Raw genomic sequence first — 17,160 nt, 5'->3', positions numbered from 1 at the left:
CGCGCACTCAAAAGCCCCGCAAGGTTTACGCCTTGCGGGGCTTTTTTACGCCTGGCACATTAACGCGAGTAGCCGCTGCTGCAATGAACATGGCCCCAGCAAAGCTGGCGCGCCACGCGCCAGTGCACAGGTATGACTTGTGAAATTACACCAACGGCGCAATCAAAGCCTCTAGCGTGTGGGTGTCTTTTACAAAAGCCCTGATACCCTCGCTCAACTTGTCTGAGGCCATGGCGTCTTCGTTGTGCATCAAGCGGAAGGTCGCTTCGTTGAGCTGCAACAAATCATCGGCACTGGCCTGATCGGCCGGGTCTAGCAAACGCGGCAAGGCTTCTTCGCTGGCTTGCAGCTGGGTCAGCAGGTCTGGGCTGATGGTGAGCAGGTCACACCCCGCCAGGGCTTTGATTTGTCCCACGTTTCTAAAGCTGGCGCCCATGACCTCGGTGGCAATGCCATGGCGCTTGTAGTAGCGGTAAATACGGGTTACAGAGGCCACACCCGGGTCGTTGACACCGGCCATAGCGGCTTCGTCCCAAGCCGCACCCGCCTGTTTCTTGTACCAGTCGTAAATACGCCCCACAAACGGCGAAATCAGCTGTACACCAGCATTGGCACAGGCAACGGCTTGCGCAAATGAAAACAACAAGGTGAGGTTGGTTTTAATGCCTGTGGCCTCCAGCTGGGCTGCAGCCTGAATGCCTTCCCAGGTTGAAGCCACTTTAATCAGCAAGCGTTTGTTGTCTATGCCTTGTGCGTTGTACAAGGCAACCAGCTGACGGCCTTTGGCCACTGTAGCGGCCGTGTCAAAACTCAAACGCGCATCCACCTCTGTAGACACACGCCCCGGCACATGCTTCAAAATTTCGCAACCAAAGCGCACCAGCAAAGCGTCCATCACCGCCTCACCTGCCTGTTGCTTGTCGGTGATGCCCTTGGCCTTCACGCTGGCGGCCACCTCGGCCAGCAATGGCTGGTAGGCAGGCATTTGCACCGCTTTGAGAATCAACGACGGATTGGTGGTGGCATCTTGTGGTGCAAAAGCAGCCAATTGTGCAAAGTCACCCGTGTCAGCGACCACGGTGGTGTATTGCTTTAATGCGTCTAGTTGGTTCATCTGGGCGGTGCCTCAATATTGCGTGCGAAATGAAATAAAGTTACATTACATGGAGTTCATGCGGTACCCATTTTAAACCGCATCGTCACACGAGTGTCCCGTATGTTAGACCGCATTACCGCCTCCCTCCCCTCACTGGCCCCCGCTGAGCAACGCGTAGGCAAACTCGTACTCCTGGACCCGCGCGCCTTTGCCAGCCTGCCAGTCACAGAGCTCGCAGAGCGCGCCCATGTGAGCAGCCCACTGTGGTGCGCTTTTGTCGCAGCATGGGTTACGACGGGCTTAGTGACTTCAAGCTCAAGCTCGCGGGCACCGTTAGTGAAGGCGTGCCCTTCATACACCGCAGCGTTGACCTAGACGACAAAGTCGGCGACGTCCTGGTCAAGGTCATTGATAACAACGTGGCTGCGTTTTTAAAGTACCGCAACGACGCCTCTACCCACGCCATAGAAAAAGCGGCTGCAGCCCTGCTCAACACCTGTGTACTGGGCAAGCGCATTGAGTTTTTCGGTGCCGGCAACTCGGGCATTGTGGCGCTGGACGCGCAACACAAGTTCTTCCGCTTGGGCGTGTCTACCGTGTCTTACAGCGACGGCCATATGCAAGTCATGAGCGCATCCATGATGGGCCCCGGTGACTGCTTGGTGGTCATTTCCAACTCTGGGCGCACGCGAGACCTGATGGACGCCACTGACATTGCCCGCAAGCACGGCGCCACCACCATCGCCATCACCTGCAGCGGCTCACCCCTGGCTAGCGCCGCTCATATCCACTTAGCAGCCGACCACCCAGAGGGCTTTGACAAATACAGCCCCATGACCTCGCGCCTGCTACACCTCACCGTGGTGGATGTGCTGGCCACACTGGTCGCACTGCGCCTGGACAGCGCACAGCTGCTGCCCAAGCTCAAAGACATGAAACAGAATTTGCGCTCCAAACGCTACGCCTGAAACGGCAATGATTTAAGCGGCTGGGCACAGCGTCCAAGCCCCATAAAAGCATATGCTCTTAAACTAGGCTGTTTAGCCACTTGCTAAAAAGACTGGAGCAAGATGGATTTAACAGATCAAGCGACAAAAAGCGGTACGGCATTGCCGCAAAAAGATTACTTTGTCGTGCGCGATGGCAAACGCTACGCGGGCATTCACCTGTTAATCGACTTACACGGTGCAACACATTTGGGCGACGCAGCTTTTATAGAGTCCACCATGCGCCACTGCGTTGAAGCAGCGCGCGCAACGCTGCTGCACATACACCTGCATCGCTTCAAACCCGATGGCGTGAGCGGCGTGGCCCTGCTGGCCGAAAGCCATATATCGGTACACACATGGCCTGAAAACCGTTACGCAGCCTTTGATGTGTTTATGTGTGGCGACACAGACCCATTGGTATGCGTTGATATCCTGCGCGACGCCTTTGAAGCAGAGCGCGTCACGGTACAGGAAATATTGAGAGGCCACGTGCATGAATGAACTCAAATGGTGGCACGAACGCTCTGACGGCCACGGCATCACCACATCACTGGATTTGAAGCTGCTGCATTCAGAGCAAAGCCCATACCAGCTTGTCGAAATATACGACCACCAATCCTTCGGACGCTTGCTGGTGCTGGACGGCTACATCCAGGCCAGTCAGGCCGACGAATTCATCTACCACGAGATGGCCGTACACGTGCCGCTGCTGGGGCGCGAACGTAAAGACGCCAGCGTTCTCATCATAGGCGGGGGCGAAGGCGGCATACTGCGCGAAAGCCTCAAACACGACTTCGTCACAAGCGTCACCATGGTCGAAATCGACAGGCGTGTGGTGGACTTGGCACAAGCGTATTTGGCTGTTAATGGCGATTACAACGACCCGCGCGTCGAACTCATCATTGACAACGCCGCCAACTTTGTGAGCCATGCTGCCAAAGACGGCAAGCGTTACGACCTCATCGTGTTAGACCTCACCGAGCCCGTGGGCCCCTCGTCGTGCCTATTCACCGAGCAGTTTTTAACCCAGGTTGTCTCACTGGTGTCGGACACAGGCGTGATTCTGGACTCGGACAGCATTTACTTGTCAACGCGCGGTGGCGACTTTTTGCAAGAGGTCAGCGGCGATGGCGACAACTTGTTGACAGTGATGCAGCGCACCAGACTGTTGCCTCACATAGACGTTTATCACACCAACATCCCCTTGTACCCTGGCGCCGACTTTGGGTTTTTTCTCTACAGCCGGGATGGGGTGTCTTTGCGCAAACCCGTCAAAGGCTTTGAGGGCAAGCACTACAACGCACAAGTGCACCAAGCGTCTTTCGCCCTGCCCAACTGGCAAAAGAAGTGGCTAATGCCTACCGGGTGAGCAGCCTGTTGCCGCCAGCGCACATACAATAGACACCCACAGCGCACCAGCGCTGGTCGGCCACTGGATCTACACCACGCAACGCCGACTGTTGACATGCCTGGCTACATCCCACCGGATTTGTAGTGCGCAGCAATGGTCAAGGCTTGCACACACTGAGCACACACCATGAGCAAAAAAGTCTTTATCAAAACATTTGGCTGCCAAATGAACGAATACGACTCAGACAAAATGAGCGACGTTTTGGGAGCTGCCCAAGGCTACGAGCCCACGACAGATGTGGAAGAAGCAGATTTGATTTTGTTCAACACCTGCTCGGTGCGCGAAAAAGCACAGGAAAAAGTATTTAGTGACCTGGGCCGCGTCAAACACCTCAAGAAAAAAGGCGTACTCATAGGCGTGGGCGGCTGCGTAGCCAGTCAAGAAGGTGAGGCCATCATCGCGCGCGCGCCTTTTGTAGACGTGGTGTTTGGCCCGCAAACGCTGCACCGCTTGCCAGACATGCTCAACGAGCGCGAGCGTGCCAACAAACCGCAAGTCGATATCAGCTTCCCCGAGATTGAAAAGTTTGACCACTTGCCACCGGCCAAGGTCGAGGGCGCCAGCGCCTTTGTGTCCATCATGGAAGGCTGCTCCAAATACTGCAGCTACTGCGTGGTGCCTTACACGCGTGGCGAAGAGGTCTCTCGCCCGTTTGACGACGTGCTGGCCGAAGTGGCTGGCCTGACCGAGCAAGGCGTAAAGGAAATCACCCTGCTGGGACAAAACGTCAACGCTTACAGAGGCGTTATGGGCGACACCGCCGAGATTGCCGACTTTGCCTTGCTCATTGAATATGTCGCTGCCCTGCCAGGCGTTGAACGCATACGCTTTACCACCAGCCACCCCAAAGAGTTCACGCAGCGCCTGGTGGATGTCTACGAGCGCGTGCCGCAATTGGTCAACCATCTGCACTTGCCTGTGCAACATGGCAGCGACCGCATTTTGGCCGCCATGAAGCGCGGCTACACCGCTTTGGAATTCAAGAGCACCGTGCGCAAACTGCGCGCTATTCGCCCAGACATTGCCATGAGTTCAGACTTTATTGTGGGCTTCCCGGGTGAGACTGAAGAAGACTTTGCCAAGCTCATGAAGCTCATCACAGACGTAGGCTTTGACACCAGCTTTAGCTTTATTTACAGCCCACGCCCAGGCACGCCAGCCGCCAACTTGCCTGACGAGACACCACACGCGGTCAAGCTCAAACGCTTGCAGCACTTGCAAGCCACCATTGAAGAAAACGTGCGCGCCATCAGCGCCACACGTGAAAACACCGTGCAACGCATTTTGGTAGAAGGCCCATCAAGAAAAGATGCCACCGAATACATGGGGCGCACGGAGTGCAACCGCATCGTCAACTTTCCAGCAGGTCCAAACCCCGAGCGCCTGAAAGGGCAAATGCTGGATGTCACCATCACGCAAGCGCTGCCGCATTCGCTACGGGGTGAGTTGGTACTGAAGTGAAGTTGAGCTGAGCGGCGAGACGCGCCCTCACCTCAGCCCATACCCGGCATACCGCGCATACCGCCCATGCGCTTGATCATCTTCATCATGCCGCCGCCCTTCATTTTTTTCATCATGCCTTGCATTTGCTCAAACTCCTTGAGCAAACGGTTGACGTCTTGCACTTGAACGCCGGCACCGGCGGCGATGCGGCGCTTGCGGGTGGCTTTGATGAGCTCTGGCTTGCTGCGCTCTTTTAAGGTCATGCTGCACACAATGCCTTCTTTGCGGCGCAGGTCGCGCTCAACCTTGTCCATGTCCATGTCGCCCGCTTTGGCGGCCATTTGACCGGGCAACTTGTCCATCAGGCCGGCCAGGCCTCCCATGTTTTTCATTTGACGGAGCTGGTCCAGAAAGTCGTTAAGGTCAAAGCCCGCGCCACTCTTGACTTTGGTGGCCAGCTTTTGCGCCGCGTCCATGTCAACACCAGAGGTGACTTGCTCAACCAGGGCCACAATATCGCCCATGCCCAGCACACGTTGTGCATGGCGCTCAGGGTCAAACACTTCCAGGCCATCTATCTTTTCGCTAACGCCGGCAAACTTGATGGGCACGCCGGTCACATGGCGCACAGACAAGGCCGCACCGCCGCGCGAGTCGCCATCGGTTTTGGTGAGCACAATACCTGTCAAGGGCAATGCTTCTTTAAAGGCTTTCGCAGTGTTCACCGCGTCTTGACCCTGCATGGCATCCACCACAAACAGGGTCTCTACAGGGTTGAGCGCAGCGTGCAAGCTTTTGATCTCGCTCATCAGCAACTCATCAATAGCCAGGCGTCCGGCGGTATCCACCAGCAACACATCAAAGTAGTGCTTGCGCGCATAGTCCAGCGCGGCATTGGCAATATCCAGTGGCTTTTGGTCTGGCGTACTCGGGAACCACTCAGCGCCGGCTTGGGCGGTGACGGTTTTGAGCTGCTCAATGGCGGCTGGACGGTACACGTCGCCGCTGACCGTTAAGACCTTCTTTTTTTGCTTGCTCACCAAATGCTTGGCCAACTTGGCCGTGGTGGTGGTTTTACCCGCACCTTGCAAGCCCGCCATCAACACCACGGCGGGTGGCTGGGCGGCAAGATTCAAGCCACCGCTGACCCCATCGTCACCGGCCATCAAGGCCACCAGTTCTTTGTTCACCACGCCCACCAGCGCTTGGCCAGGCGTGAGTGAGCCCACCACCGCCTCGCCCAGGGCTTTTTCTTTGACCTGTGCAATAAAGTCGCGCACGACTGGCAAGGCCACGTCGGCCTCTAGCAGCGCCATGCGGACCTCGCGCAGCATGTCGGCCACGTTGCTCTCGGTGATGCGGGCTTGGCCACGCATGGTTTTAACTATGCGCGATAGGCGGTCTGATAAGGCGGAGGCCATAGCTTGATTCTCTAAACGTTAAGTGTGCGGCAGCGTTAAACTGTTGCCTATGATTCTACCGGTCAGCCCTTTATTTCTCGCCTCGTCTGGCGCGGCTGCTGCTGGCTACTTGGTTGTGGCAGCGGCACACCAGCGTTTGGGCACGCAAATGGCCAAATGGCTTTTTGCGCTCACCTGGGCCCTGCACGGCCTGGCGCTGATGGCTTACTGGTGGAGCAACCCAAATCATTTTGGATTTGCAGTCGCCATCAGCGTGACGGCCTGGTTGGTATCCACCATTTACGGCATTGAGACACAACTGCAACCCAAACTGCGTGCGCGATGGGTATTGTCTGCTTTGGGCGCGGTGGCGGTGAGCTTGGCGGTGTTGTTTCCAGGCGAGGCGCACCCCAGTGCACACTCGGTGTGGCTGCCCATTCACTGGGCCTTGGGTCTGGCCTCTTATGGCCTGATTGCAGTGGCCGTGTTTCATGCATGGCTGGTCAAGCGCACAGAATTTGCCATTCGTCACGCCCAAGCGCCCGATGACCACATCCCTTTGCTGGCGCTAGAGCGCTTGATGTTTCAGTTTGTGGGCGCGGGCTTTGTCTTGCTCACAGCCAGTTTACTGGCGGGCTTGAGTTTTACCGAGTCTGTATATGGTGTCAGCTGGCGTCTGGACCATAAAACCGTGTTTTCTGTGTTGGCTTGGCTGACCATTGGTGGTTTGCTTGTGGCGCGCTGGCGCCTGGGCTGGCGTGGCAAAACGGCTGCACGCGTGTTGTATGTGGGCGCAGGGCTGTTGCTAATGGGCTACGTGGGTTCGCGCTTTGTCTTGGAAGTTTTACTGGCCCGCGCCTAAATCTATGTTGAAGTTGTTACTCGTTGCTGCTGTCGTCATGTTCGGCGTGTGGCTTTTTCGCAAAGACCGTACCGGCGTGAGGCCACCGCCCGCCGCCAAAAAACCATCGACACCCACCAAAGCCCTAGCGGCTTTACCCATGGTGGCGTGCAGCCACTGCGGCACCCACACCGATGCCCGCGACGTGGTGCATGGCCAGCTGGGCGTCTACTGCAGCAAAGCGCACTGCCAATTAAGCGGTGACCGCGCAAAACATTGAGCCGGCCTGCAACACCCAGCCACAGCGGCGACGCCTGGCAGCGCGGCTGGCTCACCCGCGCAAGACACCTGCCTTCACCCAACTTCGGGCCGCGCCCGAGCTTGGCCAAGATCCGCCTGGTGGTGCTGCACTCTATCAGTCTGCCCCCGGGGGAGTTTGGCAACGGTTGCATTGAGCAGCTGTTTACCAATCGCCTTGATTGGGACGCACACCCCTACTTTCAAAGCATTCGCGGCGCGCAGGTGTCCAGTCACTTTGTCATCGCAAGAACCGGGGACATCACCCAGTTTGTATCGGTATCAGACCGTGCCTGGCACGCTGGACAGTCTAGTTGGCGTCACACCAGCGACTGCAACGACTTTTCCATTGGCATAGAGCTGGAGGGTCTGGAAGGTGGTGTTTTTGAACAAGCCCAATACCGCGCATTGACCCAATTAAGCCTGGACCTATTAGGGTCTTTTCCAGAGATTGAAGGATTTGCTGGCCACGAACACATCGCGCCAGGACGCAAAAAAGACCCCGGCGCAGGCTTTGAATGGGACCACTTTCAGAACTCCCTGGGGGCGAGCGCCCAGGCGCTTCACTGGCCACCAATTGATGGCCAATGACGAATCAGTTGTCAAAAGTAGTCGTATTTACCACTTGACAAAAATAAAGTTGGTAACACTACCCCTAGTGTCTTGAACCAGTCACAAACACTAGCTATAGTGTGGGTCTGTTCGTAAATTGCCTAGCGAACACAGGGTGGACATCCTGCTGAGTGACTGCCAAGCCTTGCGCAACCCGCGCGTCAAGGTCTTGCCTCGGTACTCGCAAAACAACCGATTCGCAACCTACATAGAGATACAACATGCACACAGATACCGCTGTAGCACCGTCAACCCAGGGCCAGTCTGCCTACAACGACGACCTAACCACCCCACGCTTGAGCGACGCCAACGCGTTTAGCCACTACCAGATCATTCGCCGCAACGGCGCGGTAGTGCCTTTTCTGCCAAACAAGGTGGCGGTTGCCATGATGAAGGCCTTTTTGGCCGTACACGGCACACAGGGTGCTGCATCTGCCAGCGTTCGTGAAACCGTAGACGAACTCACCCAAGGCGTTGTCAAGGCGTTGCTGCGCTCACGCCCAGCTGGTGGCACCTTCCACATTGAAGATATTCAAGACCAGGTTGAGCTGGGCCTGATGCGCGGCGGCCACCATGAGGTTGCTCGCGCCTACGTGTTGTACCGTGAGCGCCGCACGCAAGAGCGCGCCAACTCCAAAGAGCAAGTCGAGCAAGCGCCAGAAGCCGATCGTTTGCACGTCACCGATAACGGCAAGCGCATGCCGCTGGACATGGACGCCTTGCGCCACAACATTGAAGCCGCATGTGAAGGCTTGAGCTCGGACGTAAAGCCAGACCCCATCTTTAACGAGACAGTTCGCAACCTGTACGACGGTGTGCCGTTGGACGAGGTGCAAAAGGCTTCCATTCTGGCCGCTCGCACGCTGATCGAAAAAGACCCCGACTACACCTACGCCACAGCACGCCTGTTGCTGCAAACCATAGCCAAAGAGGTATTGGGCAAGCCTGTTACGCAAACCGAGCTCAACGCCTCTTACGCCGACTACTTCCCCGGCTTCATCAAAAAAGGCATCAAGGCCGAACTGCTGGACGAGAAGCTGGGCCAGTTTGACTTGGCGCGTTTGGGCGCAGCCTTGAAGCCTGAGCGCGACATGCAGTTTGACTACCTGGGCATGCAAACGCTTTACGACCGCTACTTCCTGCACATCCGCAAGCAGCGCATTGAATTGCCACAGGCATTCTTCATGCGCGTAGCCATGGGCTTGAGCCTGAACGAAGTAGACCGTGAAGCGCGTGCTATCGAGTTCTACAACATACTGTCCAGCTTCGACTTTATGTCCAGCACGCCCACGCTGTTCAACAGCGGCACTTTGCGCAGCCAGTTGTCATCTTGCTACCTCACCACCGTGCCAGACGACCTGGACGGCATTTACGAGTCCATCAAGGAAAACGCGCTGCTGTCCAAATTTGCAGGCGGCTTGGGCAACGACTGGACGCGCGTACGCGCACTGGGCTCGCACATCAAGGGCACCAACGGTGAGTCACAAGGCGTTGTGCCATTCCTGAAAGTGGTCAACGACACAGCAGTGGCCGTGAACCAGGGCGGCAAGCGCAAAGGCGCGGTGTGTACCTACCTGGAGACATGGCACCTGGACGTGGAAGAGTTTGTAGAGCTGCGTAAAAACACCGGTGACGATCGCCGCCGTACGCACGACATGAACACCGCCAACTGGATTCCAGACCTGTTCATGCGCCGCGTGATGGAAAAAGGCCAGTGGACACTGTTCTCACCGGCTGACACCGAAGACTTGCACGACTTGTTTGGCGCCGCATTCGAGAAGGCTTACGTGGCCTACGAAGCCAAGGCCGATACCGGCGAAATCACACACTACCGCCGCGTTGAAGCGACGGACCTGTGGCGCAAGATGCTGACCATGCTGTTCGAAACCGGCCACCCATGGATCACCTTCAAGGACGCTTGTAACGTACGTTCACCACAACAACACTGCGGCGTGGTGCACTCCAGCAACCTGTGTACAGAGATCACGCTCAACACCAGCGACACCGAAACCGCTGTGTGTAACTTGGGCTCTGTGAACTTGTCGCGCCACCTCAAGGACGGTGCCAACGGCAAAGAGCTGGACCACGACAAGCTCAAGCAAACCATCACCATTGCCATGCGCATGCTGGACAACGTGATTGACATCAACTACTACGCCGTCAAAAAAGCGCGCGACTCCAACCTGCGTCACCGCCCAGTGGGCTTGGGCATCATGGGCTTTCAAGACAGCCTGTACGAAATGCGCACCGCCTACGGCTCACAAGCGGCCGTGGAATTTGCAGACCGTGCCATGGAAGCGGTTTGCTACAACGCCTACTTCGCTTCAAGCGAGCTGGCCAAAGAGCGCGGACGCTACTCCTCCTACGCGGGCTCACTGTGGGACCAGGGCATTTTGCCAATCGACTCCATTGACCTGCTGGCGCAAGCACGCGGCGGCTACGTGGAGGTTGACCGCTCCAGCACGTTGGACTGGGACAGCCTGCGCACCAAGATCAAAACCGACGGCATGCGCAACTCCAACTGTGTGGCCATTGCGCCAACAGCCACCATCTCCAACATCATTGGCGTAGACGCCTCAATTGAACCTTGCTTTGGCAACTTGTCGGTGAAGTCCAACTTGTCTGGCGAGTTCACAGTCGTCAACAGCTACCTGGTGCGCGACCTGAAGCGCCTCGGATTGTGGGACGACGTCATGGTCATGGACTTGAAGCACTTTGACGGCTCACTGCGTCAAATTGACCGCATCCCAGACGACATCAAAGAGCTGTACGCCACCGCATTTGAGGTCGATACCAAGTGGTTGGTTGAAGCTGGTGCGCGTCGTCAAAAGTGGATTGACCAGGCACAGTCACTGAACATTTACATGGCTGGTGCATCTGGCAAGAAACTGGACGAAACCTACAAACTCGCGTGGTTGCGTGGCCTCAAGACCACCTACTACCTTCGCACCATGGCTGCTACCGGCATTGAAAAATCAACCGGTCGCAGCAGTGGCTCACACAACGCTGTGTCCAACGAGTCTGGCCCGGTAGGCGCAAGCGCCGCAGCAGCACCAGCGGCTGAGCCAGCAGTGGCTGCAACCGATGTGAAATTTTGTGCCATTGATGATCCAGGCTGCGAGGCTTGCCAATAAGTGCTGCCTGACAAGACACGCAACTTAACCACACAAGCCCTCTAACTTTTACGAAGCACTCAGCGAGAACCAAAGACGCACAGCACAATCAGTTGACGTATGTGTGATGTATGCACACAACACCGCATGCATTAATTCAACTGATTCGCTTGGCGTTTTTAACACTCGCTTTGATAATTCAACAAACCGGAAACACACAACTATGTTGACTTGGGATAACGACTCCAACACCGTGAACCAAACACAGGCCACCGCAGACCAAGCGTCTGCCGCCTCAGCAGCTTTTAACGCTGCCAACAGCACGACTGCCTCTGCACCCAACGCGCAAGCCATGGGTGCAACCACCGCCAACGCTTCGGCTGCGCACACCATGAGTGCCACCAGCACCGCACGCGTCAAGGCATCAGACAAGCGCATCATCAACGGCAAGACCGACGTCAACCAGTTGGTGCCGTTCAAATACAAATGGGCGTGGGAAAAATACCTGGCCACATGTGCCAACCACTGGATGCCACAAGAGGTCAACATGACCCGTGACATCGCGTTGTGGAAAGACCCCAACGGCCTGACAGACGACGAGCGTCGCCTCATCAAGCGCAACCTGGGCTTCTTTGTAACAGCCGACTCACTGGCTGCCAACAACATCGTGCTGGGCAGCTACCGCCACATCACCGCGCCTGAATGCCGCCAGTTTTTATTGCGTCAAGCGTTTGAAGAAGCCATTCATACACACGCCTACCAATACATTACCGAATCGCTGGGCCTGGACGAAGCCGAGATCTTCAACGCCTACAACGAAGTCGAATCAATCCGTGCCAAGGATCAATTCCTCATTCCGTTTATCGACAAGCTGTGTGACCCACACTTCAAGACCGGCACTGTTGAAACAGACCAGGACTTGCTCAAGTCATTGATTGTGTTTGCGTGCCTGATGGAAGGCATGTTCTTCTACGTTGGCTTTACGCAGATTTTGGCGCTTGGCCGCCAAAACAAGATGACCGGTGCTGCAGAGCAATACCAGTACATACTGCGTGATGAGTCCATGCACTGCAATTTCGGCATCGACGTTATCAACCAAATCAAGCTTGAAAACCCACATTTGTGGACTGCTGAATTCAAAGACGAAATCAAGGCGTTATTTTTGCAGGCAGTTGAGTTAGAGTATCGCTATGCAGAAGACACCATGCCGCGTGGCGTGTTGGGCTTGAATGCATCGATGTTTAAAGGCTACTTGCGCTACATTGCGAACCGACGTGCTCAACAAATTGGCTTGGAGGCTTTGTTCCCAAATGAAGAAAACCCCTTCCCTTGGATGAGCGAAATGATTGACTTGAAAAAAGAACGTAACTTCTTTGAGACTCGTGTGATCGAGTACCAGACCGGTGGCGCTCTGTCCTGGGACTAACCCATTCACATGAAGCCTACATGTCAAAGCCCATCACTGTGCCATTCGGCGCAGTGGTGGGCTTTGTCGCAGCATTCGTTGGTGTCACCCGCACCCCGCACACAGTACGGAGTGCAGGTAATACCTCTGAATCGCCTAGCGTAGCCAACTACACGCCAGGCGTAATTTGAAAATCCAATAAGGAGAAAATCATGGCAACTGCAAAAAAAGCACCGGCTAAAAAGGCCGTAGCAAAGAAAGCTCCGGCTAAAAAAGCCGTCGTGAAAAAGGTAGTGGCGGCTAAAAAGCCAGCAGCGAAGAAAGCACCGGTAAAAAAGGTAGCAGCCAAGAAGGTTGCCGCTAAAAAGCCAGTAGCAAAGAAAGCTGCCGCCAAGAAGCCAGCAGCTAAAAAAGTTGCGGCCAAAAAGGTTGTAGCCAAGAAAGCTGTAGCCAAAAAGCCAGCAGCCAAAAAAGTTGCGGCCAAAAAGGTTGTAGCCAAGAAAGCTGTAGCCAAGAAAGCTGTAGCCAAAAAGCCAGTAGCCAAAAAAGTTGTTGCCAAAAAAGCCGTTGCCAAGAAGCCAGCAGCCAAAAAAGCAGTTGCCAAGAAAGTCGTTGCTAAAAAAGCAGCCGCTAAGCCTGCTGCAAAAAAGGCCGTTGCCAAGAAGCCAGTAGCTAAAAAAGCAGTTGCCAAAAAAGCAGCCGCCAAGCCTGCTGCAAAAAAAAAGTAACGGCTAAAAAACCTGCTGCTGTGGCCAAGACAACCTTGACACCACAAGCGGCATGGCCGTTCCCAACCTCAGCCAAGCCGTAAGGTTACAAGCTAGTAGTTGGCGGTCACAGTAAAAAGCCCAAAGCAGCTGGCTGCTTTGGGCTTTTTCACGTCTGCGACTTGTACAAAGGGTGCGCTGCGCCACCCTAGCCACCGCTAGTCGTAAGACAGCTGTGTGCGGTAACCCACCATACGCACCGCATCCTTGTCATTGGTTGACCAACGCACGGTTACGGGATAGCGACTATTGGCGTCTAAGCGCTCAAGCACTTGGGGCCAATCTGCAGGCCTCACCTGGTGTGTCATGAAGACCTGATCGGTGCCATCGGTTAGCAACACATCAATGTTGGGAACCGCCAGCTGCAGCTCACCCTTGTTCTCAAGTGTGATGTCCAGCTGCAATTCACCGCTGTGCAAACGCATCACCGATGATGACAATATGCGCATTTGGCTCATGTCCTGCACTGGCTCAATCGTGCAACCCATACGCTGACAAATCTGCTGTGCAACAGGCTGCAACTGGGGCATGCGCGCAACCAACCAGTCACGTTGAAAATACGTCAGCTGCGCACCAAGTAACAGCAACAACACAAACGCCGCCAGCAAGAACACCCAGCGCACACCAGTGCTGGCCCGGTCGTCCTGATCTGAAGCCGGGTCGCTGCCCACATGAGATGGTGCAGGCTCGGCTACCAGTTCTGGCGCAGCCACAGGCGCACCCAGCAAATCCTGATCAGACTGGATGGTGGCGGGCGTGTCTTGTGCGGCCTGGTCAGACAACGGCGGCAAAGACTCGCTGACATCGCTGTCACCAACGGCCTGCCCTTCCAGCTGGGGCTCAGACAGGTTGGCATCTTCAACGACCGCTTCGCTGCGCGCGGCCTGCTTGGCGGGAATGGCGTCATCCAAAGCCTGCGACAAAGCCTGCCAGCTGCTGGGCACCTCTGGTAACGCGTAAGAGGCTTTTGACACATCGCCAGCTGCGACAGGCTCAGACCCAATCACCGCAACCGGTTCCGCCAGCCCAGTGCCTGGTGTTTCGACCGGCGCTGCAACGTCATGCTCGGGCTCTTGCTCGGGCTCTTGCTCGGGCTCTTGCTCGGGCTCTGGTTCAAGCTCTGACGCGGGCTCAGACTGGGTGTCAAAGCTATCTGCGGGCTGCGTCACAAAGGCTGCAGACTCATCTTGCATGGGCGCTTTGCCAACAGGCTCTGGTGCAATACCGTCTGGTACCTGCGCCACCGCCTGACGCATACCGGGCGCCTGGGGCGTGGCGGTCGGTGTGTCGTCTGCAAAGCCACTGCTCACGGGGGCCAGTGTTGGTATGCCGGTGTGCGCCACCGCATCAAACAAATAGTGACAACGACCACATCTTGCCCAGCCTTTTGAGCGCTGCAAGGCCCCTACATCAGCTTGTAGTGGCGTTTGACAATGTGGGCATTGGGTGCTGAGTTGAACAGGTGAGCGGTTGTCTTCGAACATGGCTTGGCCTTATTGTTTGCGGGCACCCATCAGCACCCAGCCTTCTTGCTCGTCCAGTACCGACAAGGCAACATAAGGAGCGTAAGCCTCAATCAGCTCATCAACCTGGCGGCTCAATATACCTGCCAGTACCAGGTCGCCGCCGGCTTGCACATGCGCGCACAGCAAGGGGGCCAGCACTTTGAGCGGCGTGGCCAAAATATTGGCCAACACCACGGCGTATTCACTGCTGGCTTTGTCGGGCAGGCCAGCATTCAAAGGCGTGTTGTTCAAGCTGGCATTGGCAATGGTGGACTGCACCGCCGCCTCGTCAATATCCACAGCATCAATATTGGTCGCGCCAAACTTGCTGGCAGCCATCGCCAGAATGCCAGAGCCACAACCGTAATCCAGCACGCGGTAGCCGCTGAGATCTCGTTGCGCAATCCAGCGCAAACACATGCGTGTGGTGGGGTGTGTACCGGTACCAAAAGCCAGGCCCGGGTCCAAGCGCAGCGCAATGCGCGCCTGTTCAGGCGGCTCGTGCCAGGTAGGCACAATCCAAAACTCGGGTGTGATTTCAACTGGCTCAAACTGCGACTGGGTCAGACGAACCCAGTCCTGGTCTTCTACCGCCACGATGGCAGCGACACTGCAAGCAGCAAAAAAATCCTGGGCCTGCAGCAAGTTGCCAGCGGTTTGCGCCTCATCCTGCGCCTTGAACAAGGCGTTGATACGCGAGCGGTTCCAGCCCGGCTGCGGTGCTGGCATATCCGGCTCGCCAAACAAGGCCTGTTCGGCGTCGGTGTGCGCATCGGCATCTTCTACAGACACACTCAACGCGTCCAAAGCCTCAAGCGCATCGCTCACAGTTTCTACATGCTCTTGCGGCACCAGTAGTTTCAACTCAAACATGTAGCTCTCTCATGGATATTCGCTTGCCAACAATGGCCAATGGGTGTGTGCCCATTAGCGCGGGTGCTGCTCTAGCCAACTCTCTAAGTAGTGAATATTGGTACCACCGGCCATAAATTTGGCGTCGGCCATCAATTCGCGGTGCAGGGGTATGTTGGTCTTGATGCCTTCAACCACCATCTCGGCCAAGGCAGAGCGCATGCGCGCCAGCGCTTGATCGCGCGTGTCGCCATGCACAATCAACTTGCCAATCATGGAGTCGTAGTGCGAGGGTACGGTGTAGTTGTGATACGCATGCGAGTCAACGCGCACACCTGGACCACCAGCGGTATGCCATCCGGTAATGCGCCCAGGCGACGGTGTGAACTTGAAAGCATCTTCGGCGTTGATGCGGCACTCAATAGAGTGGCCATTGATCACCACTTGCTTTTGCGTAAACGCCAGCTTCAAGCCCGCAGCCACCTCGATTTGCGCACGCACAATGTCTATGCCCGTAATCAGCTCGGTGACCGGGTGCTCAACCTGCACGCGGGTGTTCATCTCGATAAAGTAGAACTCGCCGTTTTCATACAAAAACTCGAAGGTGCCTGCGCCGCGGTAGCCAATCTTTTTACAGGCAGCCACACAACGCTCACCGATTTTTTCAATCAGGCGCCTGGGGATACCGGGCGCTGGCGCCTCTTCAATGACTTTTTGGTGACGACGCTGCATGGAGCAGTCACGCTCGCCCAGGTAAACCGCGTTTTTAAAGGTGTCTGCAATGATTTGCACTTCCACGTGACGCGGATTTTGCAAATACTTCTCCATGTACACCTCAGGGTTGCCAAAGGCTGTCCCCGCTTCTGCCTTGGTCGTTTGCACCGCGTGCAACAAGGCTGCTTCTGTGTGCACCACGCGCATACCGCGCCCGCCGCCGCCGCCCGCTGCCTTGATGATGACAGGATAGCCAATGGCCTTGGCCGTGCGCTTGATATCTGTTGGGTTGTCGTTGAGTGCGCCTTCAGAGCCGGGTACGGTTGGCACGCCGGCCTTGATCATGGCCTGTTTGGCAGAAACCTTGTCGCCCATCAAGCGAATCGACGCAGCTGTTGGGCCAATGAACACAAAGCCGCTGTTTTCAACACGCTCGGCAAAGTTGGCGTTCTCGCTCAAAAAACCGTAGCCAGGGTGAATCGCCTCGGCATCTGTCACCTCGGCCGCCGAAATAATGGCCGGCATGTTCAAGTAACTGTGCGTGCTGGACGCTGGGCCAATACACACAGCCTCATCAGCCAGCTTGACGTACTTGGCGTCACGGTCAGCCTCTGAGTACACCATCACCGCCTTCACACCCATTTCGCGGCACGCGCGCTGAATGCGCAGCGCAATCTCGCCTCGGTTGGCAACCAGTATCTTTTTAAACATAGGC

The 17,160-nt window shown here is 56.1% G+C and carries 14 protein-coding genes and 1 pseudogene; 10 read left to right on the top strand and 5 right to left on the bottom strand.

All coding sequences use genetic code 11. The features are described from left to right. Window positions 1–145: 145 nt before the first annotated feature. The gene (gene tal / locus LN050_11085; protein UFS56256.1) at window positions 146–1,114 is read right to left on the bottom strand and encodes a transaldolase; all 969 of its coding nucleotides are present in this window, start codon (window positions 1,112–1,114) and stop codon (window positions 146–148) included. Window positions 1,115–1,216: 102 nt separating this feature from the next. Between tal and LN050_11080 the strand changes: the two are divergent. The 4 genes and pseudogenes from LN050_11080 to miaB all read left to right on the top strand — a co-directional run bounded on the left by LN050_11080 (window position 1,217) and on the right by miaB (window position 4,957). Continuing rightward, a pseudogene (locus tag LN050_11080) lies at window positions 1,217–2,064 on the top strand (MurR/RpiR family transcriptional regulator). 102 nt (window positions 2,065–2,166) lie between these two features. Then, on the top strand, window positions 2,167–2,586 hold the full coding sequence (gene speD, locus LN050_11075) for an adenosylmethionine decarboxylase (GenBank protein ID UFS56255.1): 420 nt from the start codon (window positions 2,167–2,169) through the stop codon (window positions 2,584–2,586). Next, the gene (locus LN050_11070) at window positions 2,579–3,454 is read left to right on the top strand and encodes a hypothetical protein (GenBank protein UFS56254.1); all 876 of its coding nucleotides are present in this window, start codon (window positions 2,579–2,581) and stop codon (window positions 3,452–3,454) included. The genes speD and LN050_11070 overlap by 8 nt, the downstream gene beginning before the upstream one ends. 168 nt (window positions 3,455–3,622) lie before the next feature. Then, window positions 3,623–4,957: a tRNA (N6-isopentenyl adenosine(37)-C2)-methylthiotransferase MiaB gene (gene miaB, locus LN050_11065; protein UFS56253.1), complete on the top strand. Its 1,335-nt coding sequence runs from the start codon at window positions 3,623–3,625 to the stop codon at window positions 4,955–4,957. A gap of 32 nt (window positions 4,958–4,989) precedes the next feature. On the opposite strand, the gene ffh is transcribed toward miaB, so the two are convergent. After that, the gene (gene ffh / locus LN050_11060) at window positions 4,990–6,360 is read right to left on the bottom strand and encodes a signal recognition particle protein (protein ID UFS56252.1); all 1,371 of its coding nucleotides are present in this window, start codon (window positions 6,358–6,360) and stop codon (window positions 4,990–4,992) included. A gap of 49 nt (window positions 6,361–6,409) precedes the next feature. Between ffh and ccsA the strand changes: the two genes are divergently transcribed. From ccsA to LN050_11030, 6 genes are all read left to right on the top strand, one after another. Beyond that, window positions 6,410–7,201: a cytochrome c biogenesis protein CcsA gene (gene ccsA, locus LN050_11055; GenBank protein ID UFS56251.1), complete on the top strand. Its 792-nt coding sequence runs from the start codon at window positions 6,410–6,412 to the stop codon at window positions 7,199–7,201. Between the two features lie 4 nt (window positions 7,202–7,205). Beyond that, the gene (locus LN050_11050) at window positions 7,206–7,460 is read left to right on the top strand and encodes a hypothetical protein (protein ID UFS56250.1); all 255 of its coding nucleotides are present in this window, start codon (window positions 7,206–7,208) and stop codon (window positions 7,458–7,460) included. Beyond that, on the top strand, window positions 7,457–8,068 hold the full coding sequence (gene ampD / locus LN050_11045) for a 1,6-anhydro-N-acetylmuramyl-L-alanine amidase AmpD (protein UFS56249.1): 612 nt from the start codon (window positions 7,457–7,459) through the stop codon (window positions 8,066–8,068). Before LN050_11050 ends, ampD begins: the two co-directional genes overlap by 4 nt. A 242-nt stretch (window positions 8,069–8,310) precedes the next feature. Beyond that, window positions 8,311–11,223, top strand: a complete 2,913-nt coding sequence (locus LN050_11040) for a ribonucleoside-diphosphate reductase subunit alpha (protein ID UFS56248.1) — start codon at window positions 8,311–8,313, stop codon at window positions 11,221–11,223. Between the two features lie 202 nt (window positions 11,224–11,425). Continuing rightward, window positions 11,426–12,628 carry a ribonucleotide-diphosphate reductase subunit beta gene (locus LN050_11035; GenBank protein UFS56247.1) on the top strand — a complete coding sequence of 401 codons (1,203 nt, stop codon included), beginning with the start codon at window positions 11,426–11,428 and terminating at the stop codon, window positions 12,626–12,628. Window positions 12,629–12,819: 191 nt separating this feature from the next. Next, the gene (locus LN050_11030; GenBank protein UFS56246.1) at window positions 12,820–13,335 is read left to right on the top strand and encodes a histone H1-like repetitive region-containing protein; all 516 of its coding nucleotides are present in this window, start codon (window positions 12,820–12,822) and stop codon (window positions 13,333–13,335) included. Window positions 13,336–13,532: 197 nt separating this feature from the next. Here LN050_11030 and LN050_11025 read toward each other — a convergent pair whose 3' ends face one another. Genes LN050_11025 through accC form a run of 3 tightly spaced genes read right to left on the bottom strand, consistent with a single transcriptional unit; the run spans window position 13,533 to window position 17,156 of the window. Next, complete coding sequence (locus LN050_11025; protein ID UFS56245.1) at window positions 13,533–14,858, bottom strand: DUF3426 domain-containing protein; 1,326 nt, start codon at window positions 14,856–14,858, stop codon at window positions 13,533–13,535. 9 nt (window positions 14,859–14,867) lie between these two features. Then, entirely contained in the window at window positions 14,868–15,752 is an 885-nt protein-coding gene (gene prmA / locus LN050_11020; protein UFS56244.1) for a 50S ribosomal protein L11 methyltransferase, read from the bottom strand. A 54-nt stretch (window positions 15,753–15,806) separates the two neighbouring features. Then, window positions 15,807–17,156: an acetyl-CoA carboxylase biotin carboxylase subunit gene (accC, locus tag LN050_11015; protein ID UFS56243.1), complete on the bottom strand. Its 1,350-nt coding sequence runs from the start codon at window positions 17,154–17,156 to the stop codon at window positions 15,807–15,809. Between the last annotated feature and the right edge of the window lie 4 nt (window positions 17,157–17,160).

The organism is Comamonadaceae bacterium M7527, assembly GCA_021044545.1.
Classification (GTDB): Bacteria; Pseudomonadota; Gammaproteobacteria; order Burkholderiales; family Burkholderiaceae_C; genus RS62.
The sequence above is the reverse complement of the archived record's forward strand: the minus strand, read 5'-3'. Positions and strand labels throughout refer to the sequence as shown.